This window comes from Geothrix sp. (assembly GCF_030219325.1).
GTDB lineage: Bacteria > Acidobacteriota > Holophagae > Holophagales > Holophagaceae > Geothrix.
In genome coordinates this window covers 3,557,439-3,578,752 of record NZ_CP126625.1, presented here as the reverse complement: position 1 = coordinate 3,578,752, position 21,314 = coordinate 3,557,439, and the positions used below count along the sequence as shown (strand labels likewise).

Sequence of the window (21,314 nt, the reverse complement as noted above, 5' to 3'; positions counted from 1 at the left end):
CCACACGATCGAGTGCCGGTTTCATTAGGAGCCCCATGCGCTTCGCCCATCTCTTTCTCCTGGCCTCCTGCGTTTCAGCCCTGCCTGCCCTCGCCTCAGACGCTCCAGGTCTCTCGGTCACGGTGGCCTTCTCGTCGGTAAAGGCCTTTCCCACGGACTGCATCTGCGAGGCCGAGATCAAGGATCTGGCCACAGACCGCGTGGTCGCAGCGCCCAAGGTGGTGTTCCGCAAGGGCTCCAAGGGCCGGGCGAACATCGGGGACACCCGCGGCAGCACCAGCTTCGAGGTGGCCATGAACGAGGCCGGCACCTCGGGCACCTACACCGTGACCTACAGCCAGGGCGGCAAAGTCGTCGCGGCGCAGAAGGGTTCCATCGCCCTCCAGTGAGGGCGGCCCAGCCCCACATCCGCTTCTCCGAGGAACCGCCCATGACCGCACCCATTGCCATCCGTGACCTGCGCCCCGAGGAAGCCGCCGCCCTGGGTCAGCTCATGGTGGGGGTGTACTCGCAGCTGGAGGGCTTCCCCACGCCGGCGGAGCAGCCCCAGTACTACGCGCTGCTGGCGGACATCGGGCGCTTCGCGGAGCGGCCCGGGGCCCGGGTGCTGGTGGCCCTCACAGAGGGCGGGGCCCTGGCCGGCGGGGTGGTGTACTTCGGCGACATGGCCCAGTACGGCTCCGGCGGCACGGCCACGGCGGAACGGAACGCCTCGGGCATCCGCCTGCTGGGCGTCGATCCCGCCTTCCGGGGCCAGGGCGTGGGCCGGGCCCTGACCCTGGCCTGCATCGACCTCGCCCGGGAGCAGGGCCACGCCCAGGTCATCCTGCACACCACCGAGGCCATGCGCATCGCCTGGGGCCTCTACGAGCGCCTGGGCTTCCAGCGCTCCGAGGACCTGGACTTCTCCCAGCAGGGCCTGCCGGTCTTCGGCTTCCGCCACCGCCTCGCCCAGGAGAGAACTGCATTCAGCCGGTGATGAACGGAGATGGACGGAGATGGGCCGTTCGTGCTCGAGCATGGGCTCTACCCAGGGGCGCCCTTGCCGTGCCTCTGGGAGCGCGGCCGCGGTGCCCCTGGGTGACTTCCGGCCAGGCCGGAAGCCGCCTCCGGCGGGCCCGTGCGGACACAGCCTCACCCTGCTTTATCGCCGTTTATCTCCGTTCATCTCCGGCCAAAAGCAGTTCCTAGGTTCATGCACGGCTGAAGTCCGGTGTTTCAGTGTCACTTAGGCCGCCGTTCCTGATGAGTCCTGGCCGACTCGCTCCCGCAGTCACGCGTGCGGATGCCGCAGTGGCCCGGTTCCAAAAGACATTCAGCCGGTGATGAACGGAGATGGGGCCGTTTGTATTCGAGCATGGGCTCTACCCAGGGGCGCCCTTGCCGTGCCTTTGGGAGCGCGGCCGCGGTGCCCCTGGGTGACTTCCGGCCAGGCCGGAAGCCGCCTACGGCGGGCCCATGCGGACACAGCCTCAACCCTGCTTTATCACCGTTTATCTCCGTTCATCTCCGGCCAAAAGCAGTTTCCATGTTCATCCGCGGCTGACATCCCGTGCCCATGGCCCGTGCAGGGTCCGGGTCTTCCCCGCCACTCGATCCACCGTTTCCCATGATTCCTGAGCGGAGCCAGCCCAGGCTAGACTGGCGGATTCCCCCAACCACCCATAGCCCCGACCCCGGAGGCCCCATGCCCAACCCCCTGCGTCGGATGCCTGTGGCAGTCGCTGCGGCGCTGCTGGCCCTGGCCATGGCCTGCGGGCCCCAGACGGCCGGCTCGGACCGCGCCCTGGCGGCCCAGCTGAAGGCCCAGGCCGAGGCCTGGGACCAGGCCATCCTCCGCAAGGATGCCCAGGCCATCGCCGACAACGTGAGCGCGGATTTCCGCCACATCGCCAAGACCGGGGACATGGCCGACCGGGCCGCCTTCCTGAAGGACCTGCTGTCGCCGGACCTGGTCATCCACCCCTACACGGTGGAGGACTTCGACGTGCGCATCTACGGCGACTGCGCCCTGCTTTGCGGCCGCACCCGCATGACCGGCACCTATCAGGGCCGGCCTTTCAAGTCGCACTACCGCTACATCGACACCTACGTGCGCCAGGACGGCCGCTGGCGGGTCTGCAGCGTCCAGATCACGGCCATGCCCGAGTAGGGCGGAACGGAACCCCTGCACCCCGGCCCAGGCTAGACTGGCGAACCCCCCATTCCGCCCATAGCCCCGCCCCGGAGGTTCCATGCCCCAGGCCCGTCCCGTTCCGCCCTCCCTGCTGGCCCTGCTGCTGGGCACCGCCCTGCTGGCCCAGGCGCCGAAAGCCGGCGCCCTGCCCAGCGAGATGCCCGCCGAGTTCCAGGTGGCCACCGGGGACTGGGACTACACCCGCCGCGTGGAGATGATCCCCATGCGCGATGGGGTGAAGCTGCACACCATCATCCTGGTGCCGAAAGGGGCCAAACAGGCGCCCATCCTGCTGACGCGCACGCCCTACAACGCCGTGGAACTCACCAGCCACGCCCACAGCGCCCACCTGGGGCCCATCCTCCAGGGCTACGACAACGCCACGGACCTCATCGTGGACGGCGGCTACATCCGCGTGGTGCAGGACGTGCGCGGCAAGCACGGCTCCGAAGGCGACTACGTCATGAACCGGCCCCTGCGCGGGCCCCTCAACGCCACCCCAGTCGACCACAGCACCGACACCTGGGACACCATCGACTGGCTGGTGAAGCACCTGCCGGAGAGCAACGGCCGCGTGGGCATCCTGGGCATTTCGTACGACGGCTTCCTGCCCCTCATGGCCCTGGTGGATCCGCACCCGGCCCTGAAGGCCGCCGTGCCCATGAACCCCATGGTGGACGGCTGGCGCGGCGACGACTGGTTCCATAACGGCGCCTTCCGCGCCCAGAACCTCAGCTACATCTATGACCAGCAGGCCACCCGCACGGGCGACCTGAAGTGGTGGACCAGCCACTTCGACGACTACGACATGTTCCTGCAGGCCGGCTCCACCGGCGCCCTGGCGAAGCGCCGCGGCATGGACCAGCTGGGCTTCTGGCGCAAGATCGCGGAGCATCCCTCGTACGACAGCTTCTGGCAGCAGCAGGCCATGGACCGCGTGCTGGCGGCTCGCCCCCTCACGGTGCCCACGATGCTGGTGCACAGCCTCTACGACGCCGAGGACATCTACGGCGCCCCGGCCGTGTGGCGAGCCCTGAAGCCGAAGGACAGCTCGAATCTGCTGTACCTGGCCATGGGCCCCTGGAACCACGGTGGCGAGATCGGCGAGGGCAGCAGCCTGGGCCCCCTGAAGTTCAGCCAGGACACGGCCCTGCAGTTCCGCCAGAGCATCCTGAAGCCCTTCCTGGACCAGCACCTGAAGGGCGGGCCCAAGGCGGACCTGCCGCCCGTGAGCGCCTTCGAGACGGGCACCAACACCTGGAAGAAGCTCCCGGCCTGGCCCCTGGCGGGGGAGGGCTCGACCGTGAAGGCCACGCCCTTCTACCTCCACGCGGGGCTGGCGGTGTCCACGGCCGCGCCAAAGGCGGACGAGGCGCCCTTCGACACCTACGTGTCCGACCCCGCCAAGCCCGTGCCCTTCCGCGCGCGGCCCATCCAGCCCGTGGGCTACGACAAGGGCATGACCTGGCCCCAGTGGCTCACGGACGACCAGCGCGAGGCCTCGGGCCGTACGGACGTGCTGGCCTATGTTTCGGAACCCCTCAAGGAGCCCCTGCGCCTCAGCGGCGAACCGGTGGCGAACCTGGTGGCCGCCACCAGCGGCACCGACAGCGACTGGGTGGTGAAGGTGATCGACGTGTACCCCGACGAGGTGGCCAGCCAGCCCCAGATGGGCGGCTTCCAGCTCATGGTGTCGGCGGACATCTTCCGGGGCCGCTACCGCGAGAGCCTGGAGATGCCGAAGGCCCTCAAGCCCGACGCGCCGCTGGTGTACCGCTTCACCCTGCCCACGGCGAACCACGTCTTCCTGCCGGGCCACCGCGTCATGGTGCAGGTGCAGTCCAGCTGGTTCCCCCTCTACGACCGCAACCCCCAGACCTTCGTGCCCAACATCTTCTTCGCGAAGCCCGGCGACTACCGCCCCGCCACCCAGCGCATCCACCATGCCCCCGGCCAGGCCAGCTGCGTGGAGCTGCCGGTGGTGAAGTGAGCACGCCGATATCCGACCTCAACCACCTGCTCCACACCCTGGATCCGGTGCTGCACGAGGGGGTGTACGCCTTCGCCTGCCTGACGGCCGGGGCGGATCTGCGGGACCTGGAGCCGCTGGCCACCTTCCAGGAGGACGAGGGGCTCACGGTGGTGCTGAGGGAGGAAACCGCCCTGGCCCGCCAGGTACCGGTGCTCTTCCGCGCCGCCTGGATCACGCTGCGGGTCCACTCGGACCTGCAGGCCGTGGGCCTCACGGCGGCCTTCTCCCAGGCCCTCGCCGAGGCCCGCATCAGCTGCAACGTGATCGCCGGGGCCTGCCACGACCACCTCTTCGTGCCCGTGGACGAGGCCGCGCGGGCCCTGGCGGTGCTGCGGGAGCTGCAGCGGCGCGGAGGGGCCTGAGGAGTAAAAGCAGAACTGCATTCAGCCGGTGATGAACGGTGATGGACGGTGATGGGGCCGTTCGGGCCCGAGCATGAGCTCTACCCAGGGGCACCATGGCCGCCATCGCCGACGCCCTCTGGTTCGAGGAGCGCGGCAACCAGGTGCGGCTGGGGCTGTAACCCGTTTTCAAAAGACATTCAGCCGGTGATGAACGGTGATGGACGGTGATGGACGGCGATGAACGGTGATGGACGGTGATGGGGCCGTTCGGGCTCGAGCATGGGCTCTACCCAGGGGCACCCTTGCCGTGCCTTGGGGGGCGCGGCCGAGGTGCCCCTGGGTGACTTCCGGCCAAGCCGGAAGCCGCCTGCGGCGGGCCCATGCGGGTACGGCCTCGCCCTGCTTTATCACCGTTTATCTCCGTTCATCACCGGCTAAAAAAGCCCTTTCCAGCTTCATCCGCGGCTGAATCCAGTGCCCGTGGGTCTCCCTTGCCGTGCCTTTCGCGCGCGGCGGCGGGCCCATGCGGGTACGGCCTCGCCTTGCTTTATCACCGTCCATCACCGGCCAAAAATCCCTAGCCGCCCAGCAGCTCGTCCACGAGGGCGGGCACCAGGTCCGTGGCGCGGCCGGTGCGGGCCTCCTGGAAGGCGCTGGCCACGCGGCTGGGCTCCAGGTTCAGCTCGACGGTGCGCGCACCGGGAGGCGCGGCCTGCACGAGGCCCGCGGCGGGGTACACGTGGCCGCTGGTGCCGATGGCCACGAAGAGGTCGCAGCGCTCCACGGCGTCGTAGATGCGGTCCATGTCCAGGGGCAGCTCGCCGAACCAGACGATGTGGGGGCGCACCCGTCCCGCCCCGCAGGCCGGGCAGCGGCTGGCCTGGTCCAGGTCCCCGGGCCAGGGATGGATGGCGCCGCAGCCGAGGCAGCGGCCCTTCAGCAGCTCGCCGTGCATGTGCAGGAGCTGCGTGGATCCGGCGCGGTCGTGGAGGTCGTCCACGTTCTGGGTGACCAGCAGGAACGGCCCGTTCCATGCACGCTCCAGCCGCGCCAGGGCCCGATGCGCGGCGTTGGGCTGGACGCTGGCGAGGCTGCGCCGCCGCTCGTTGTAGAAGCGGTGGACCAGGGCCGGGTCGCGGCGGAAGGCCTCGGGCGTGGCCACCTCCTCGACGCGGTGATCCTCCCAGAGACCGTTCGCGTCGCGGAAGGTGCGCAGGCCGCTCTCCGCGGAGATGCCTGCGCCGGTGAGGATCACGATGGAGGCGTCGGGGGGGAGCGCCATGGCGGAGCTACTTCCGGGGGCCCAGGTCCAGCGCCTTCCCGTCCACGGCGCCGGGCTTCAGGCCCAGCTCGCGGGCCAGGGTGGGGGCCAGGTCCACGGTGCGCACGGGCTCGCGGCGCTCGCCGCCCTTCCAGGGGCCCCAGAAGATCATGGGCACGCGGCGGTCATAGGCGTTGGGGGTGCCGTGGTTGGTGAGGTAGTCGGCGGGCGGGGTGCCAATCACCACGAAGGGTTTCACGGCCATGAGGAGGTCGCCGCTGCGCTCGGGGTGGAAGCTGCGGCGCAGGAGCACGCGCAGGCTGCTGTCCCGGGGACTGCCCGTGGCGGCGGGATCCGTGGCCTTCAGCTCCTCGGCCGTAAAGGCGTCGGCCACTTCGGGCCGGGCCTTCAGCCAGGCCTGGGCCCAGCGGAGGATGTCGCCGCGGTCCAGGTTCGCGGCCTTCACCACCGCGTCATCCAGGTAGATGTCGTTGGGTTCCGGCGTGTGGAGCAGCAGGTCCCTGTCCACCTTGAACGCGGCACGGAGGTCGGCCTGGAAGGCGGCCATGAAGGGCTCGATGAGGAGGCGGCGGGCAGGGAAGCCCTGGTCGGCGAGGGCTTCCGGCGCGTCCACGCCGCCATGGTCGGCGCACAGCACCACCCAGGCACCGGGGTGCTGCTTCTGGATGCGGTCCAGCAGGCGCCCCAGTACCCGGTCGAGGCGGTGCATCTGGTCCCGCATCTCGGTGCCCAGGCTGCCGTAGGTGTGGCCGATGTAGTCCGTGGCCGAGAAGCTGATGGCCAGCAGGTCCGTGCTGGGGCCGTGCCCCAGCTTCTCGCCGTTCAGGAGGGCCTCGGCGGCCTCCAGCGTGACTGTGTCGAGGAAGGGGGAGCGCCGGAACCGGGTTTCGAAGCCCTTGTCCAGGGGCATGCCCGCGCCCTGGACGAGGCGGGGCAGGGCGCCGTTGCGCACCACCGTGCCACCGAAGGTCCACTGGGCCGTCCGGCCCTCGGGCGTACCGGGATCCTTCGACCAGAGCCAGCTGTCCGTGGCGAGGCGCTCGGAGAGGCTGTGGTCGTAGCGCAGCAGCCAGTCCGGCAGATGGTCCCCATAGGCGGTGGAGCTGGTGAACCCGGCGGGGCCCGTGAACCAGTAGGCGGCCGTGGGCCTGCGCCCGGCCAGGAGGATGGCGGCGCGGTCCTTGCCCGACACGGCGAAAACGCGGCTGCCCGGCACCTGGGCCTGCAGCCAGTCGCCCAGGCCATCTCCCAGGAAGCGCGCGTTGGAGGCGCTGGCCTGCGCCGGCGCGTGGAGCGCCTTGGCGGTGGCGTCCTCGACGCAGTAGACCAGCTTGCCCGTGGCGCGGTCGATCCAGCGGTTCTCGACGATGCCGGTGTGCGCGGGGAAGCGGCCCGAGAGCAGCACGGAGTGGCCGGGCCCGGTCTCCGTGAACCCGTGGTCGTGGTAGGCCTCGGTGAAGAAGACGCCCTCGCGGCGCAGGCGGGCGAGACCGCCGCTGAGCTCGGGCCCGTAGGTCTGCATCAGCTCAGCGGAGAACTGGTCGACGGAGATGACGACCACCAGCCTGGGGCGGGCCGAGGCCGCCGACTTGGGGGCCGGCGCGGCGATCAGGGCGGGGACGAGGGCGACCAGCGCGGATCGGATCATCAGAAGGTCACTCCCACGCCGAAGGTCCACATGCGCTCGAATTCCTGCCCGCTGCCCTGGGCGGAGAAGTAGGCCGCAAGATCCGAGGAGCTGCTGAGCTTCACGGGGCGGTCCTTGGTGACGGGCTGCTGGTAGCTGGCCGCCAGGTAGGGATGCACCACCACGGAGGGGACGCGCCAGCGGGCGCCCACCCGCAGCCAGGTGCGGCTGAGGTCCTTGGTGGACGAGGCGCCGGCGGTATCGAAGCGGTAGTGCTGCAGGCGCTGGATGAGGCCGAATTCCCCGGCGATCCCCACGAAGGGCACCCAGAGCTGGGCGTTGATACCCACGCCGAGGCCCTGCTGCTTGAGCCTGGTGGCCTGGGTGGTGCTGCCCTGGCTGAGGCTGCCGTCCGCCGTGAACTGGGAGACCTCCATGCCGCCCTCCAGCTTCAGCAGGGGGCCCAGCTGGAAGAGGCGCCGGTTCGCCGAGGCGATGAAGCCGCGGCCCTGGTCCAGGTCTCCGGAGGCCAGCTGGCCGGTGCCGCTGAGGAGGGTCTGCGGCAGGCTCTGGCCGCTGGGGCGGGGCAGCTCCAGGCGCAGGTCCCACTGGGCGCTGAGGGGCAGCGCCACGAGGCAGACGGGCAGAAGGGCGAGGCGCATCGGAGCTCCGGCGGGACTTCCGATCATACCCTCAGCCTGTGGCGCGACCGTGCGGGTGCGGGTTCATTTCCACTTGATGCTGCAGCCGCGGCTGGGCGGTTGCTCGGTGGACACCGGCCGGCCCGCCAGCACCGCCTCGGTGGCCGCATCGAGGTCGCGCACCTTGACCTGGGTGGCGTCGCGCCAGCTGTCATCCATGCGGCCGCGGTAGACGAGCTTCCGCGTGCGGTCGAAGAGGAAGAAGTCCGGCGTGCACGCGGCGCCGAAGGTTCGCGTCACGGCCTGGGGCGCGTCCTTCAGATAAGGGAAGACGAAGCCCTGGCCCTTGGCCTGTGCGGTCATGTCCGCCAGGGACTCCTTGGCGTGGGTGTCCACGTCGTTGGCGTTGATGGCGAGCACCGTGACCCTGCCCTCGTACTGCTTCGCATAGGCGTTGATGCGGGCCTGGGTGGCCATCACGTAGGGGCACTCGGTGCTGAGGAACACCACCATCAGGGGCAGGGGCGAGGCGGGCCCGTGGGCCTTCCCATCGGTGCCCGGCAGGCTGAAGGGCGGGCAGGCCTCGCCGAGTTTCAGGCCCGGATTCAGGTTCGGCGCCTGGGCCACCAGGGCCGCAGCGACGAGGAACGGAGCGGCGGCGCGGATCACCGGGACCTCCACTTGATGCTGCAGCCCATGCTGGGCTGCTGGACTTCGAGGGGTTCCCGGCCGGCCAGGACGCCCTCGATGGCCTCCTGCAGCTCCTGGCGGGTGACGCGGTTCGCGTCCTTCCAGTTGTCATCCAGGCGGCCCCGGTACATCAGGCGGCGGTGGGAGTCGTAGAGGAAGAAGTCCGGCGTGCAGGCAGCGTTGAGGGCCCGTGCCATCGTCTGCTCCTCGTCCCAGAGGTAGGGGAAGGCGTAGCCCTTGGCCCTGGCGCGCATCCGCATGGCCTCGAAGCTGTCATCGGGGTAGGTCACGGCGTCGTTGGCGTTGATGCCCACCACGGCGCAGCGGCCGGCATAGGCCCGGGCCAGGGCGTCAAGGCGATCGTCAATGGCCTGCACGTAGGGGCAGTGGTTGCACATGACCACCACCAGCAGGGCCGGGCAGTGGAAGTCGCGCAGCGACCAGAGGCGGCCGTCCACGCCGGGCAGGGTGAAGTCGGGACAGGCCGTACCCAGCGGGACCATGGTGGATTCCATGAGCGACATGGGGACCTCCGGAGTGCTCCTTCCATCGTACGCCGCGCGGCAAGTCGGAGCGGTTGCGGCCATTCGGGAATTCCGGCGTTCCCTGCGAACTTTTTCTCAGTCATTTTTTTGACTTGACCCTCAGACCCCTGCCTCTAGGCTGGTTTCATCCAAGGAGCCCATGACCCAGCTGCCCCGCCTTCACTGGTCCACCCTCGGGGACGATACCGGGGGGCTGGAGCATCGGTGGGCGGCCCTCTGGGATGTGACGGTGGACCGCGGTACCGCGCCCGCCCTGGCTCCCCGGGATGTGGATCTGTGGGTGATCAGCGCCAAGGGCGCCTGGCCCCCGCCGGAGCTGAACCGCATGATGGCCGAAGTGGCGGCCCTGCCCATCCTCCTGGGGCTGCAGCCGGACTCGGCGCCCATGGATGCCAAGGCGCTCTCCGAGTGGGGCTCCCTGGGCTCGGTGCGCTGGGGCGTGCTGGGACCGGAGCCGCCCATGCCGGGCCTGCGGCCCCGCTCGGGCACCACCACCCAGCTGAGCGCCTCCCAGGCCCTGGCCTTCGGGCTGGTGGGCACCAGCATCGCCATGCAGGACGTGCTGGCCCGCGCCCGCGCCGCCGCGGCCACCCGGGCCACGGTGCTGCTGCTGGGCGAGAGCGGCACGGGCAAGGAGGTCATCGCCCGGGCGGTCCACCGCATGAGCGCCGACAACCTGGAAGCCTTCGTGGCGGTGCACTGCGGCGCCATCCCCGAGAACCTGCTGGAATCCGAACTCTTCGGCTACAACAAGGGCGCCTTCACGGACGCCCGCAAGGACACCCCGGGCAAGTTCCGCGAGGCCCACGGCGGCACCATCTTCCTGGACGAGGTGGGCACCATGCCCCTGGGCGCCCAGGTGCGCCTGCTGCGGGTGCTGCAGGAGCGCGAGGTGCAGCCCCTGGGCGGCGGTGCGCCCGTGAAGGTGGATGTCCGCGTCATCACGGCCTCCAACGTGGACCTGTGGAAGAAGGTGCAGGACGGCAGCTTCCGCGAGGACCTGTTCTACCGCCTGGAAGTGGTGCCCATTACCATGCCGCCCCTGCGGGCGCGCCGCGAGGAAGTCCCCTTCCTGGCCCAGCACTTCCTCAATCGCAAGGCGCGCGAGCACGGCCTCTACCCCAAGGCCCTGCACCCCAGTGTGGACCCCCTGCTCATGTCCCTGCCCTGGCCCGGCAACGTGCGCCAGCTGGAGAACGCCATCGAGCGGGCCATCGTGCTGTCCGGCACCCGCCCCGTGCTGACCCGGGAGGACTTCGCCTTCCTGGCCGAGCGCATGGGCGAGGGCAGCCCGGCCGAGGCAGAGGCCCCCAAGGCGGGCTTCACGCCCCTGCCCGCCGACGCCTTCGCCCCCCAGGCCGCCCCGGCCTTCGGCATGGACCTGCCCGCCGAGGGCCTGGACCTGAACCAGGTGGTCTCCGACATGGAGAAGACCCTCATGCTGCAGAGCCTGGCCATCACCCGGGGCAACAAGAAGCGGGCCGCCGACCTGCTGGGCCTCAAGCGGACCACCTTCCTGGAAAAAATGAAAAGGCTCGACCTGGAAGACTCGGATCCGGTGGAGACCGCCGAGTAGGGTGCGCTGGGCCCGAAACGAACAAGGGGGGACGCCTGTCCCCCCTTGCCGTTCTCCCCCCACGACTCGCTCACTCACCACGGCCCACTGACCGGCCGCACCCTTTGAGTGCAGTTCGGGAACCAATGGTTCCCAGGGGTGCCTGCTAATCTTGGCGGATGGCACAGGCGACGCATCTGAGGTGGAAACTGGAAGTTCCGGATCCCCAGGAGGAGGCGCTCTGCGTCTGGCTGGAGGGGGAGGGCTCCTCCGCCTTCTACCGGGAGGCCGATCCCCCCCGGGCCTGCTACGCCTACTTCCCGCCGGACCAAGCCCCTCCCGAAGCGATAGGCCTGGCGGCCTTCCCCGGGGTTCGCCTGCTGGAGGCCGAGGCCTTCGGGGATGAGGACTGGCTGGCCAAGAGCCGTGAGGGCTTCGGCGCCTTCGAGGTGGGCACCCGCTTCCACGTGCGGCCCCTCTGGGAGGAGACCCCGGGCCCCGCCGGTCGCCTGGACCTGGTGGTGAACCCCGGCCTGGCCTTCGGCACCGGCGGCCATGAGACCACCCGGCTCTGCATGGAGCTGCTGGAGGAGCTGGCCCAGGCGGACCGCCTGCGGGGCCCCATCCTCGACATCGGCGCGGGCACGGGCATCCTCTCCCTGGCGGCCCACCTGCTGGGGGGGCGGAACCTCACGGCCTTCGACATCGACCCCGACTGCGGGCCGGCCATGGCGGAGCTCATCGAGCTCAACGCCCACCTGCTGCAGGGGGCCAAACCCTACGACAGCTTCGTGGGCACCCTGGATCATCCCAAGGCCAACGGCCCCTTCGCGGGCCTGCTGGCCAACATCCTGCTGATCACCATCCAGGAGCTGCTGCCGCGCATGGCCGAGGTGGCCGCGCCCGGCGGCTGGCTCATCGCCAGCGGCATCCTGGCCGAGCGCACCGACGAGGCCCTGGTGAGCCTCGTGACCCACGGCTTCAGGCCCGAGCAGGTGCGGCAGGAGGGCGAGTGGATCGCCATCTTGGCCACGCGGGTTTCCGCATGAGCCGATCCGACCGCCCCATCGGCATCTTCGACTCGGGCATCGGCGGGCTCACGGTGCTGCACGCGCTGCGCCAGCTGCTGCCCCAGGAGGACCTGCTCTACCTGGGCGACACCGCCCGCCTGCCCTACGGCAGCAAGAGCCACCGAACCATCGAGCGCTACACCCTGCAGATGGGCGAGCTGCTGCAGCGCGCCGAACCCAAGCTCATCGTCATCGCCTGCAACACCGCCAGCGCCCACGGCTTGCCGGCCCTGCAGGCCGTGAGCCCCTGCCCGGTCATCGGCGTCATCGAGCCCGGCGCCGAGGCCGCCGCCGAGCATGCGGGCCCCGTGGGCATCATCGGCACCCTGGCCACCATCGGCAGCGCCGCCTACGACACGGCCATCCGCCGCCGCGACCCCGCCAAGGTCATCCACAGCGTGGCCTGTCCGCTGCTGGTGCCCCTGGCGGAGGAGGGCTGGTTCGACGACCCCGTCACCGACAGCATCTGCCGCCGCTACCTGAACCAGCTGCCCTTCGAGGTGAAGACCGTGGTGCTGGGCTGCACCCACTACCCCACCCTGTTGCCCAGCCTGGAGCGCTGCCGCCCCGGCACCCGCTGGATCGACAGCGGCCGCGTCACCGCCAAGGCCGTGGACCGCCTCCTGCAGGGCAGCCTCGGCTACCGCACCACCAGCGCCCGCGGCACCCTCCGCGTCCAGCTCACCGACGCCAGCACCCGGCTGAAGGAAGTGGGCAGCCGGTTCCTGGAAGAAGAACTTGGGGATGTGGAAGTGGTCGAAATCTAGACCAGCGCCCCGGGCAAGGTGAACACCACGCAGGTGCCCTTGCCTTCGGTGCTCTCGATGCGGATCTCGCCACCGTGGTTGCGCACGATCTCGCGGCAGATGCTGAGGCCCAGGCCGGTGCCCTTGCCTTCGGGTTTGGTGGTGAACATGGGGCGGAAGACCTGGCCCAGCAGCTCGGCGGGGATGCCCTGGCCGGAGTCGTGGAAGTGCAGCTCCCACCAGAGGCCGCCGGGCGTGCTCTCCTCGGCGGGCTGGGCCTTGAGCTCCACCTGGCCGCCCTCGGGCATGGCGTCCACGGCGTTGTTCATGAGGTTGATGAAGAGCTGCTCCATCTGCTTGCGGTCCACGTCCAGGCAGCAGTCCGGTGGGGCCAGGGCCGTCACGGTGACGCCGTGGGCCGCCAGGGTGGGTGACCAGAGCTGCTCCAGGTCCCCCAGCAGGCTCTCGAAGAGCAGGGGCTTCTTGTGCAGCTGGGGACGCCGGGTGAGGTCCAGCAGGCGGCGCACGATGTCGCCCACCCGCTGGATCTGGCCGCCGATGACACCCAGGCGCTCGCGGGTCTTGTCCGGCAGGTCCTTCTGGCTCTCCAGCAGCTGGAGGTGGCCCGTCACGAGGTTGAGGGGCGTGCCCACCTCATGGGCGAAGGTGGCGGTCAGCTGGCCGGCCACCGCCAGGCGCTCCTGGGTGCCGAGTTCCTCGCGGAGGAGGGCGTTGCGCTCCACCAGGGCGGCCAGCTCGTCGTTCTTGGCCTGCAGCTCGGAGAGGGCGGCATCGATGCGATCCTGCAGGTTGGCGTTGAGCCCGCGGATCTCGCGGATGAGGGCCTCGCGGTCCTCCCCGGCCCGCTGGATCTGGGCGGCCATGTCGTTGAAGCGGGCGGCGATGAGGCCCAGTTCGTCGCTGCGGCGCACCGGGGCCCGGGCGCTGGACTCACCCTGCTCGAGGCGCTGCATGGTGAGCACCAAGCCCTCGATGGGATCGCTGATGAGCACCCGCAGGATGAGCCACAGCAGGATGAACTCGCCGAGGAGCACGCCGGGCAGGGTGCGCAGGGTCCGCTTGAGGTTGTTGTCCCAGACCACCTCCCAGCGCTCCAGGTCGCAGTAGGCGCGGATGAGGCCGATGGGCGGCTGGCCGGGCTTGTGGGGGCGGATGGGCAGGTAGACCTTCCAGGCCTGGCGCCCGGTGTTGAGGTCCACCAGCTCGGCCTGGGCCTTGGGCAGGGTGAGGTACGACCCGATCTCGGGACCCCAGTCCACCGTGCTCTCCTCGCCGGAGGAGCGCACCAGGTCCACCTCGTTGCCCCGGCCCACGCGCCTGAAGACGTCGATCTGGAAGATGCTGCGGTCGGGTCCGGCGATGCTGGACAGCAGCTGGTCCAGCTTGTCGGGATCCTTGAAGGTGGGGTCGCGTTCGATGATGTCCGTCTCGACGGTGCCGGCCGCCTCGATCACGAGGTTGCGCGAGTAGGTCTCCAGCTCCCGCCGGCTGTTGCGGACGATGGAGTAGGCCACGGCCACGGTGAGCACGCTGGTGACGAGGCCCAGCAGGACGAAGAGCTTGGCGTGCAGGCTGCGCAGCCAGGCCAGGGGACGGAGCCGCACCGGCCAGAAGCTCATGCCAGGATCCCGTCCACCGGGGGCAGGCCCAGGGCCGGCCGCACGGCGCGGGCGAAGGCGGCGGGGCCCTGGGGTCCGGCCAGCTCGACGAAGCGGCCATAGATGGTGCGCCGGGCTTCGGCCACGCCGCCCAGCAGGTCGAGCACGCCGGCGCCGAGGACCTGCCGCTCGCGAAGACGGAGCTGGGCTTCCGCCTCCCAGAGCAGGGCCTCCAAGGCGGCCAGGTCGTGGTGGTCGCCCAGCACGGTCTGCAGCGCGCGCAGATCCTTGAGCAGGGCCTCCGGGGGCTCGGCGAAGGCCGCCTCCAGGGCCTCGACGGCGTAGCGCAGCTTCTTGATGCGCACCCGCGTCTTGTGCAGGGCGGCCGGATCCTCGTGGGCGCAGAGGCCGGGCAGGCCGCCCAGGGCCGCCTCGGCGCGGGCCTCCAGACAGGTCCAGGCCGCCTCCTGCAGGGAGGTGGCCTGGAAGGGGTCCTGCAGGGATGGCACGTCGAGCAGCCGGCGGAGGTCCGGCAGGCGCAGGCGGTCAAGCTCCTTCCGCATGGCCCGGCGGGCCTTGGCGCGGCCGCGGTCCACCTGCTCCAGCAGGTGCTCGAGAACGGCGGCCTGGGCGGGCGTCCCCGCCTGGAGGAGGTGGGCCCGCAGGTGCCCGGCATGCACATCCAGCTCCCGGGGCAGCCCCAGGGTGTCCACCAGCCCTTTGAGGGCCCGGCGCTGGCCCTTGTGGCCCGGGTAGACCTCCGCGTCCACCAGGTCCAGCACGGCCCCGAGCCGGCGGGCGGAGACGCGGACCTGATGCAGCTGCTCGTCGTCGTCGACCCAGTCCGGGGCGTCCAGCAGCTCCTGCAGGCGCGCCAGCCGGACCTCGAGGGCGCGATGGAGCAGGATCGCCAACTCAGCTGGATGCATCACACGATTCTAAGCGCAATTCCCGAAGGCGAAAATTTGGCGTAAGCTGGGGAGACCATGGAACACATCCACATCAAAGGCGCCCGCGAACACAACCTCAAGAACCTGGACCTCTCGCTGCCGCGCAACCAGCTGGTGGTGATCACGGGGCTGTCGGGTTCGGGGAAGTCCAGCCTGGCCTTCGACACGCTCTACGCCGAGGGGCAGCGGCGCTACGTGGAGAGCCTCTCGGCCTACGCGCGGCAGTTCCTGGATCAGATGGAAAAGCCGGACGTGGACAGCATCGAGGGCCTGTCCCCGGCCATCTCCATCGAGCAGAAGACCACCAGCAAGAACCCCCGCTCCACCGTGGCCACGGTGACGGAGATCTACGACTACCTGCGCCTGCTCTACGCCCGCACGGGCAGGCCCACCTGCGTGGCCTGCGGCAAGGCCATCGCCAGCCAGACCATCCAGGAGATGGCGGACCAGATCCTCGCCAGGCCCGCCGGCACCAGGCTGCAGATCCTCGCGCCCGTGGTCCGGGGCCGCAAGGGCGAGTACAAGAAGCTGTTGCAGGACCTCATGAAGCGCGGCTACATCCGGGCCCGCGTCAACGGCACGATGCTCGACCTCACCGAGGGCATCCCCGACCTGGACAAGCAGAAGAAGCACACGCTGGAAGTGGTCATCGACCGCCTGAAGGTGGACCCCGCCATCCAGTCGCGGCTGGCGGACAGCCTGGAGATCGCCTGCAACCTGGCCGAGGGCAGCGCGCTGGTGGACCTGGACGGAACCGAGCAGTTCTTCTCCAGCAAGCTGGCCTGCAACAACACCAAGTGCGCCAAGTTCGGCATGGGGCTGCCGGAGCTGGAGCCGCGGTCGTTCTCGTTCAACAGCCCCTATGGCGCCTGCCCCACCTGCGATGGCCTGGGCTTCAAGCGCCAGTTCGCGGAGGAGCTGATCATCCCCAACCCCGCGCTCTCCATCAACGAGGGCGCCATCCAGGCCAGCGGCTGGAAGAGCGTCAGCGAGGACGGCTGGCGCTCCCAGCTGCTGGAGCAGCTCGCCAAGAAGATGAAGTTCAGCCTGGACGTGCCCTGGAAGAAGCTGCCCGCGGACATCCGCCGCCTGCTGCTGCACGGCACCGAGAAGGAGATGCGTTTCACCTACGAGAGCAAGCGCAACCGCTACGACTTCGTCCACCACTTCGAAGGCATCATCGGCAACCTGGACCGGCGCTACCGCGAGACCACCAGCGAGGAGATCCAGGCCGAGATGGAGCAGTCCATGCGCGTGATCCCCTGCGAGGAGTGCGGGGGACAGCGCCTGAAGCCCGAGGTGCTGGCGGTCTTCGTGGGTGGCCTGAACATCGCCCAGGTGGTGGCCCACAGCGTGCGCGATTCCCGGAAGTGGTTCGCAGAGCTGGCCCTGGAGGGCAAGGACGCCGTCATCGCCGAGAAGGTGCTGAAGGAGATTCGCGAGCGCCTGGGCTTTCTCGACGACGTGGGCCTGGGTTACCTCACCCTCGACCGCAGCGCGGCCACCCTGTCGGGCGGTGAGGGCCAGCGCATCCGCCTGGCCACCCAGATCGGCAGCAAGCTTCAGGGCGTGCTCTACGTGCTGGACGAGCCCAGCATCGGCCTGCACCAGCGGGACAACCTGCAGCTCATCAAGACCCTCCAGGAGATGCGCGACCTGGGTAACACGGTGCTGGTGGTGGAGCACGACCTGGAGACCATCCTCGCCGCCGACCACGTGGTGGACATGGGCCCTGGCGCCGGCGAGCACGGCGGCAGGGTGGTGGCCCAGGGCACGCCCGATGAGATCAGCCGCACGAAGGGTTCCGTCACCGGCGATTTCCTGTCGGGCCGTGACGCCATCCCCGTGCCCCGCAAGCGCCGCAAGGCCGAGCGCGGGTACCTGTCCATCGTCGGTGCCGAGGAGAACAACCTCAAGAAGGTGGATGCGGAGTTCCCCATCGGCATCTTCACCTGCGTCACCGGCGTCTCGGGCTCGGGCAAGAGCACCCTGGTGAATGAGATCCTCTACAAGGCCCTGGCCAACCAGCTGCACCAGGGGGTGCACATCGTCGGCAAGCACAAGACGATCAAGGGTCTCGAGGCCATCGACAAGGTCATCGACATCGACCAGGCTCCCATCGGCCGCACGCCCCGCAGCAACCCCGCCACCTACACAGGGCTGTTCACGCCCCTGCGTGAGCTCTTCGCCCAGCTTCCGGAAAGCAAGGCCCGGGGCTACGCGCCGGGCCGCTACAGCTTCAACGTGAAGGGCGGCCGCTGCGAGAAGTGCGAGGGCGATGGCGTCCTCAAGATCGAGATGCACTTCCTCCCGGACGTGTACGTCACCTGTGAGCAGTGCAAGGGCAAGCGCTACAACCGCGAAACCATGGAGATCCACTACAAGGGCAAGAGCATCTCTGACGTGCTGGCCATGACCGTGGAGGAGGCCCTGGTGATCTTCGGACCCATCCCCGTGCTGGCCAACAAGCTGCAGACCCTCATGGACGTGGGGCTGGGCTACATCCGCCTGGGCCAGAGCGCCACCACCTTGTCCGGCGGCGAGGCCCAGCGCGTGAAGCTGGCCAAGGAACTGAGCAAGCGCGCCACGGGCCGCACCGTCTACATCCTGGACGAGCCCACCACGGGCCTGCACCTGAAGGACATCCAGAAGCTGCTGGAAGTGGTGAACCGCCTGGTGGAGACCGGCAACACGCTCATCGTCATCGAGCACAACCTGGATGTGATCAAGACCGCCGACTGGATCCTGGATCTCGGCCCTGAGGGCGGCGGCGAAGGCGGTCGGATCATCGCCGTGGGCACCCCGGAGGAAGTGGCCAAGCGGAAGACCAGCGTGACGGGGAAGTACCTGGCGCCGTGCCTGAAGTAGCCGTTCGGACCAAGTCGGCGGCCCATGGCATGTTCACGCGGCCCCTCCTGGGCCGCGCCCTTCGGGCCATCGCGCTGTGCGCGACGGTGGGCCTCCGCTCCTGCTGCGGCCTCAGGCGTACTGGTCGATGCCCTGCCCCAGGCCCGTCGACTGACTCAGCATCTTCACCAGGGCGGCCCCCTGCTGGGCGTCCGCATCCAGGCTCTTCCTCAGCACGCCGACGGCGACCTGCTGCTGCAGCAACTGCTGCGCCTGGGCTGCTGCACCGGCTGGGCTGATGTCCACGATGACCTCGAAGGGATCTTATCGGGTGTGGGGCTTGCGGACTTGAGCGGCCCGGAGCAGGGCTGCCACATCCTGGACCGGGACCTTGGAGGCCGTGGCCGCGCGGTTCTCGGCGGCGATGGCTTCGAAGACCTCCCGCCGGTGGACCTGGACCGTGAGCGGCGCCTTGATGCCCAGGCGCACCCCATCCTTGGTGATGCCGAGGACGATGACCTCGACCTCGCCGCCAATGACGATGGATTGTTCGGGCTTTCTCGTGATGACGAGCATCCACGCAGCCTTTCGGACCGGGTCAGTCTTGAAGGAGGATGGGGCAGCGGAGGGGGTAGGTCTCCGAGCTGAGGATGATCTGGCGGCCCTTCCGCGTCCTGACGTTGATGATGATGGGGCCCGCAAGGTTCGTGGTCATGTGCTGCGGGTTCTCCGGGACGACCACCAGGGTGAGGATCAGGGCATCTTCCGGCGCCTCGAGGCCCAGGGCCTCGGCCTCCTCCTGGGTCAGGGGGACCTGGTAGTCCCGCTTCACCGTGACCGGGTCGATGCAGATGAAGGACACATCCGGGTTCTCGGTGGACTGGAGGAACTTCAGGGGGTAGCCATCCTTGGGCTCGAAGAGGAGGAAGGCGGAGAGCTTTTCGAAGCCCAGGAGCCCCTTGGGGAAGGTCACCTGGATGCCGTCGGGGGATTCGGCGGTGAAATCAGGGGGGTTGGCGGGTTCGGGGGTCATGGTTGTCCAGAGGTGGTCCAGATCAGTGCATCGGCGGATTCTGCCTCTTCCTGAGTTTCATGGGCGCCCTCGGCGAAGACCTCCCAGAGGGCTTCCAGGCGCTTACGGCGGAAGCGGGGATTCGGAATGGTCCGCTCCAGGGCCTCCCGGGTGGCGGGTGGATGGGCCAGGCGGGCCATGAGCCAGCGGTTGCCCAGTTCCATGACAGCCCCCACGTCGCCTTCGTTGCCCCAGGCCCAGCGCAGCGCCGTGAGCTTCTTGGCCCGGTCCACGGCCAGGTCCCCCAGGTGCTTCACCTTCTCGACGACGGGATCGTGCCTGGGGGGCGTGTAGGCCCGCACCCGCTTCAGCAGGTGGCGCATCTCCTTGGGCAGGCTGGCCAGGCGGGGGCCGATCTCCGGGTGGTCCCGGTGGGCATCGCACTCGTCGGCCAGGATGCGGAGCAGGGGCAGAAGCAGGGCCGCGTCGCGGCTGGCGTAGCTGATCTGGGAATCGCGCAGGGGGCGGAGCATCCAGTTGGAGTCCTGCTCTTCCTTGGGGATGTCGAGGCCCAGCTTGAGCTTGGCCATGGTCTTCAGCCCGGGCTGGGGGTACCCCAGGGCGCGGGACAGCAACATGGTGTCGAAGATGCTGTCGGGCACCACATCGTAGAGCCGCTTGAAGACGATGCCGTCGCCGGAGAAGTCATGGACGATCCAGGGCACCTGGGCCATGGCTTGCAGCGCGGGGCGCATGAGGTGATCCAGGGGCAGGGGATCCACCAGCCAGGCCTGGTCGTGGGTGGCCACCTGCATGAGGGCCAGCACGCAGTGGTGCACGCCCGTGAGGCTGCACTCGATGTCCACGGACAGCACGCCGGCCGCGTGCCAGAGGGGCAGGGCCGCCTGCAGCTTTTCCGGAGTGTCCACGTAGGTCGTGGGGAGGTCGAAGTGATCCAGCGCCATCCGGCCAGTATGCCAGTCCGGTACCATGAACCCCTGTCACGATCTGCGGGGACACATGAACCGATCACTCTTCTGGACCACCTTCGCCACCGTCTTCCTCGCCGAGGTGGGGGACAAGACCCAGCTCGCGGCCATGACGGCCACCGTGCGCAGCGGGCAGGTCTGGACCGTGTTCCTGGCCGCCAGCGCAGCCCTGGTGTGCGCCACGGCCATCGGCGTGGCCGTGGGCGGCATCCTCTTCAAGTACATCCCGGAGGCGGCCATCAAGTGGGCGGCAGGGACCGCCTTCATCGCGGTGGGATTGTGGGTTCTGATCAAGGGCTGACCCACCTCTTCTACGACGGCGGCTGTGGTCTCTGCCAGCGGGCGGTGCGCTTCGTGGCCGGGCGGGATCGCTCCGGGCGGGTCCGCTTCGCGCCCCTGGGCGGCGAGGCTTTCCACCGCCTGATCCCCGGATCAGTGCTCAGCGGCCTCCCGGACAGCCTCCTGGTCCGCACGCCGGACGGGGCGCTCTGGTCCCGGTCCGGGGCGCTGATCCACCTCCTGGGCCGGATGGGTCCGGGCTGGCGTCTGGCCGGGATGCTGCTGGCCTGGCTTCCGGGGGGCCTGCGGGATGGGGCCTATGACTGGGTGGCCCGGCGGCGACAGAGGATCACTGCCTGCGCCTGGCGGCCGGGCCCCTCCGACCCGCGCTTCGAGGCATAGAAATAAAAAAATGTCACAATGACCCGCAGGGTCGCACCGAAAAGGTTAACAACAGCACTTCGGTCCTGATCGGGTGTGTCCGGAAAGACCCAGTCCTGTTCCACAACGGGGCCGCCGTGCGGCCCCCGATGCGGCCCTGTCCGCACGGAGGATTCATGTTCACGAAGTTGATCGGTGCCGCCACCCTCTTCACCGCCGGCTCGCTCATGGCCGGCGGGTCCGCGACCGTGGGCGCCACGCCCGTGGAGGCCTTCGGGGCCGAAGCCGCCCTCACGCAGGCGGGCGAATGTGGCGCCAAGGACGCCAAGGAGGCGGGCAAGGCCACCGACAAGGCGAAGGACGGCAAGGCCAAGGATGGTTCCTGCGGCAAGGGCTCCTGCGGCAGCAAGGACAAGAAGGAGAAGAAGGCGAAGGATGGCTCCTGCGGCAAGGACAAGAAGGCCAAGGACGGCTCCTGCGGCAAGGACAAGAAGGAAGGTTCCTGCGGCAAGGAAAAGAAGTAGCGGAC

General features: G+C 69.4%; 23 protein-coding genes. 12 read left to right on the top strand and 11 right to left on the bottom strand.

Annotation, left to right across the window (positions count from 1 at the left end; all coding sequences use genetic code 11):
- Window positions 1-35 precede the first annotated feature (35 nt).
- The 5 genes from QOZ81_RS15985 to QOZ81_RS15965 all read left to right on the top strand — a co-directional run bounded on the left by QOZ81_RS15985 (window position 36) and on the right by QOZ81_RS15965 (window position 4,570).
- Complete coding sequence (locus QOZ81_RS15985) at window positions 36-389, top strand: hypothetical protein (protein ID WP_291203923.1); 354 nt, start codon at window positions 36-38, stop codon at window positions 387-389.
- 41 nt (window positions 390-430) lie between these two features.
- On the top strand, window positions 431-979 hold the full coding sequence (locus QOZ81_RS15980) for a GNAT family N-acetyltransferase (RefSeq protein WP_291203926.1): 549 nt from the start codon (window positions 431-433) through the stop codon (window positions 977-979).
- A 708-nt stretch (window positions 980-1,687) separates the two neighbouring features.
- Complete coding sequence (locus QOZ81_RS15975) at window positions 1,688-2,152, top strand: nuclear transport factor 2 family protein (RefSeq protein ID WP_291203928.1); 465 nt, start codon at window positions 1,688-1,690, stop codon at window positions 2,150-2,152.
- Window positions 2,153-2,234: 82 nt separating this feature from the next.
- Window positions 2,235-4,166, top strand: a complete 1,932-nt coding sequence (locus QOZ81_RS15970; RefSeq protein WP_291203930.1) for a CocE/NonD family hydrolase — start codon at window positions 2,235-2,237, stop codon at window positions 4,164-4,166.
- The gene (locus tag QOZ81_RS15965; RefSeq protein ID WP_291203932.1) at window positions 4,163-4,570 is read left to right on the top strand and encodes an ACT domain-containing protein; all 408 of its coding nucleotides are present in this window, start codon (window positions 4,163-4,165) and stop codon (window positions 4,568-4,570) included. The genes QOZ81_RS15970 and QOZ81_RS15965 overlap by 4 nt, the downstream gene beginning before the upstream one ends.
- Window positions 4,571-5,129: 559 nt before the next feature.
- Here QOZ81_RS15965 and cobB read toward each other — a convergent pair.
- From cobB to QOZ81_RS15940, 5 genes are all read right to left on the bottom strand, one after another.
- Window positions 5,130-5,834 carry a Sir2 family NAD+-dependent deacetylase gene (gene cobB / locus QOZ81_RS15960; RefSeq protein WP_291203935.1) on the bottom strand — a complete coding sequence of 235 codons (705 nt, stop codon included), beginning with the start codon at window positions 5,832-5,834 and terminating at the stop codon, window positions 5,130-5,132.
- A 7-nt stretch (window positions 5,835-5,841) separates the two neighbouring features.
- Entirely contained in the window at window positions 5,842-7,482 is a 1,641-nt protein-coding gene (locus tag QOZ81_RS15955; RefSeq protein WP_291203938.1) for an alkaline phosphatase family protein, read from the bottom strand.
- The gene (locus QOZ81_RS15950; RefSeq protein ID WP_291203941.1) at window positions 7,482-8,123 is read right to left on the bottom strand and encodes a hypothetical protein; all 642 of its coding nucleotides are present in this window, start codon (window positions 8,121-8,123) and stop codon (window positions 7,482-7,484) included. Before QOZ81_RS15950 ends, QOZ81_RS15955 begins: the two co-directional genes overlap by 1 nt.
- Window positions 8,124-8,186: 63 nt before the next feature.
- Window positions 8,187-8,771, bottom strand: coding sequence for a thioredoxin family protein (locus QOZ81_RS15945; protein ID WP_291203943.1), 585 nt, complete (start codon window positions 8,769-8,771; stop codon window positions 8,187-8,189).
- Window positions 8,768-9,316 carry a thioredoxin family protein gene (locus tag QOZ81_RS15940; protein ID WP_291203946.1) on the bottom strand — a complete coding sequence of 183 codons (549 nt, stop codon included), beginning with the start codon at window positions 9,314-9,316 and terminating at the stop codon, window positions 8,768-8,770. The genes QOZ81_RS15945 and QOZ81_RS15940 overlap by 4 nt, the downstream gene beginning before the upstream one ends.
- Before the next feature lie 160 nt (window positions 9,317-9,476).
- Here QOZ81_RS15940 and QOZ81_RS15935 point away from each other — a divergent pair, with 160 nt between their 5' ends.
- The 3 genes from QOZ81_RS15935 to murI all read left to right on the top strand — a co-directional run bounded on the left by QOZ81_RS15935 (window position 9,477) and on the right by murI (window position 12,729).
- The gene (locus QOZ81_RS15935; RefSeq protein WP_291203949.1) at window positions 9,477-10,913 is read left to right on the top strand and encodes a sigma-54 interaction domain-containing protein; all 1,437 of its coding nucleotides are present in this window, start codon (window positions 9,477-9,479) and stop codon (window positions 10,911-10,913) included.
- Between the two features lie 158 nt (window positions 10,914-11,071).
- Window positions 11,072-11,941: a 50S ribosomal protein L11 methyltransferase gene (locus QOZ81_RS15930; protein ID WP_291203951.1), complete on the top strand. Its 870-nt coding sequence runs from the start codon at window positions 11,072-11,074 to the stop codon at window positions 11,939-11,941.
- Window positions 11,905-12,729 (top strand): glutamate racemase, encoded by an 825-nt coding sequence (gene murI, locus QOZ81_RS15925; protein ID WP_291203954.1) that lies wholly within the window; start codon window positions 11,905-11,907, stop codon window positions 12,727-12,729. The genes QOZ81_RS15930 and murI overlap by 37 nt, the downstream gene beginning before the upstream one ends.
- Here murI and QOZ81_RS15920 read toward each other — a convergent pair.
- Both QOZ81_RS15920 and QOZ81_RS15915 read right to left on the bottom strand, forming a co-directional pair.
- Entirely contained in the window at window positions 12,726-14,348 is a 1,623-nt protein-coding gene (locus tag QOZ81_RS15920; protein WP_291203957.1) for a sensor histidine kinase, read from the bottom strand. The genes murI and QOZ81_RS15920 overlap by 4 nt on opposite strands.
- Complete coding sequence (locus QOZ81_RS15915) at window positions 14,345-15,256, bottom strand: CHAD domain-containing protein (protein WP_291203960.1); 912 nt, start codon at window positions 15,254-15,256, stop codon at window positions 14,345-14,347. The genes QOZ81_RS15920 and QOZ81_RS15915 overlap by 4 nt, the downstream gene beginning before the upstream one ends.
- A gap of 57 nt (window positions 15,257-15,313) precedes the next feature.
- Between QOZ81_RS15915 and uvrA the strand changes: the two genes are divergently transcribed.
- A complete protein-coding gene (gene uvrA, locus QOZ81_RS15910) occupies window positions 15,314-18,145 on the top strand; it encodes an excinuclease ABC subunit UvrA (protein WP_291203962.1) in 2,832 nt (943 codons plus the stop codon).
- Window positions 18,146-18,256: 111 nt separating this feature from the next.
- Here the strand turns inward: uvrA and QOZ81_RS15905 are convergent, their stop codons facing one another.
- The 4 genes from QOZ81_RS15905 to QOZ81_RS15890 are packed head-to-tail and all read right to left on the bottom strand — an operon-like array spanning window position 18,257 to window position 20,101.
- Window positions 18,257-18,430 carry a putative motility protein gene (locus QOZ81_RS15905; protein WP_291203964.1) on the bottom strand — a complete coding sequence of 58 codons (174 nt, stop codon included), beginning with the start codon at window positions 18,428-18,430 and terminating at the stop codon, window positions 18,257-18,259.
- Between the two features lie 18 nt (window positions 18,431-18,448).
- A complete protein-coding gene (csrA, locus tag QOZ81_RS15900) occupies window positions 18,449-18,700 on the bottom strand; it encodes a carbon storage regulator CsrA (RefSeq protein ID WP_291203967.1) in 252 nt (83 codons plus the stop codon).
- 22 nt (window positions 18,701-18,722) lie between these two features.
- Entirely contained in the window at window positions 18,723-19,157 is a 435-nt protein-coding gene (gene fliW, locus QOZ81_RS15895) for a flagellar assembly protein FliW (protein ID WP_291203970.1), read from the bottom strand.
- Window positions 19,154-20,101, bottom strand: a complete 948-nt coding sequence (locus tag QOZ81_RS15890; protein ID WP_291203973.1) for a hypothetical protein — start codon at window positions 20,099-20,101, stop codon at window positions 19,154-19,156. Before QOZ81_RS15890 ends, fliW begins: the two co-directional genes overlap by 4 nt.
- Before the next feature lie 55 nt (window positions 20,102-20,156).
- On the opposite strand from QOZ81_RS15890, the gene QOZ81_RS15885 reads away from it, so the two are divergent.
- The 3 genes from QOZ81_RS15885 to QOZ81_RS15875 all read left to right on the top strand — a co-directional run bounded on the left by QOZ81_RS15885 (window position 20,157) and on the right by QOZ81_RS15875 (window position 21,309).
- A complete protein-coding gene (locus tag QOZ81_RS15885) occupies window positions 20,157-20,426 on the top strand; it encodes a TMEM165/GDT1 family protein (RefSeq protein WP_291203975.1) in 270 nt (89 codons plus the stop codon).
- A complete protein-coding gene (locus tag QOZ81_RS15880) occupies window positions 20,405-20,806 on the top strand; it encodes a thiol-disulfide oxidoreductase DCC family protein (RefSeq protein ID WP_291203978.1) in 402 nt (133 codons plus the stop codon). Before QOZ81_RS15885 ends, QOZ81_RS15880 begins: the two co-directional genes overlap by 22 nt.
- Before the next feature lie 155 nt (window positions 20,807-20,961).
- Window positions 20,962-21,309 carry a hypothetical protein gene (locus QOZ81_RS15875; RefSeq protein WP_291203981.1) on the top strand — a complete coding sequence of 116 codons (348 nt, stop codon included), beginning with the start codon at window positions 20,962-20,964 and terminating at the stop codon, window positions 21,307-21,309.
- Window positions 21,310-21,314 lie beyond the last annotated feature (5 nt).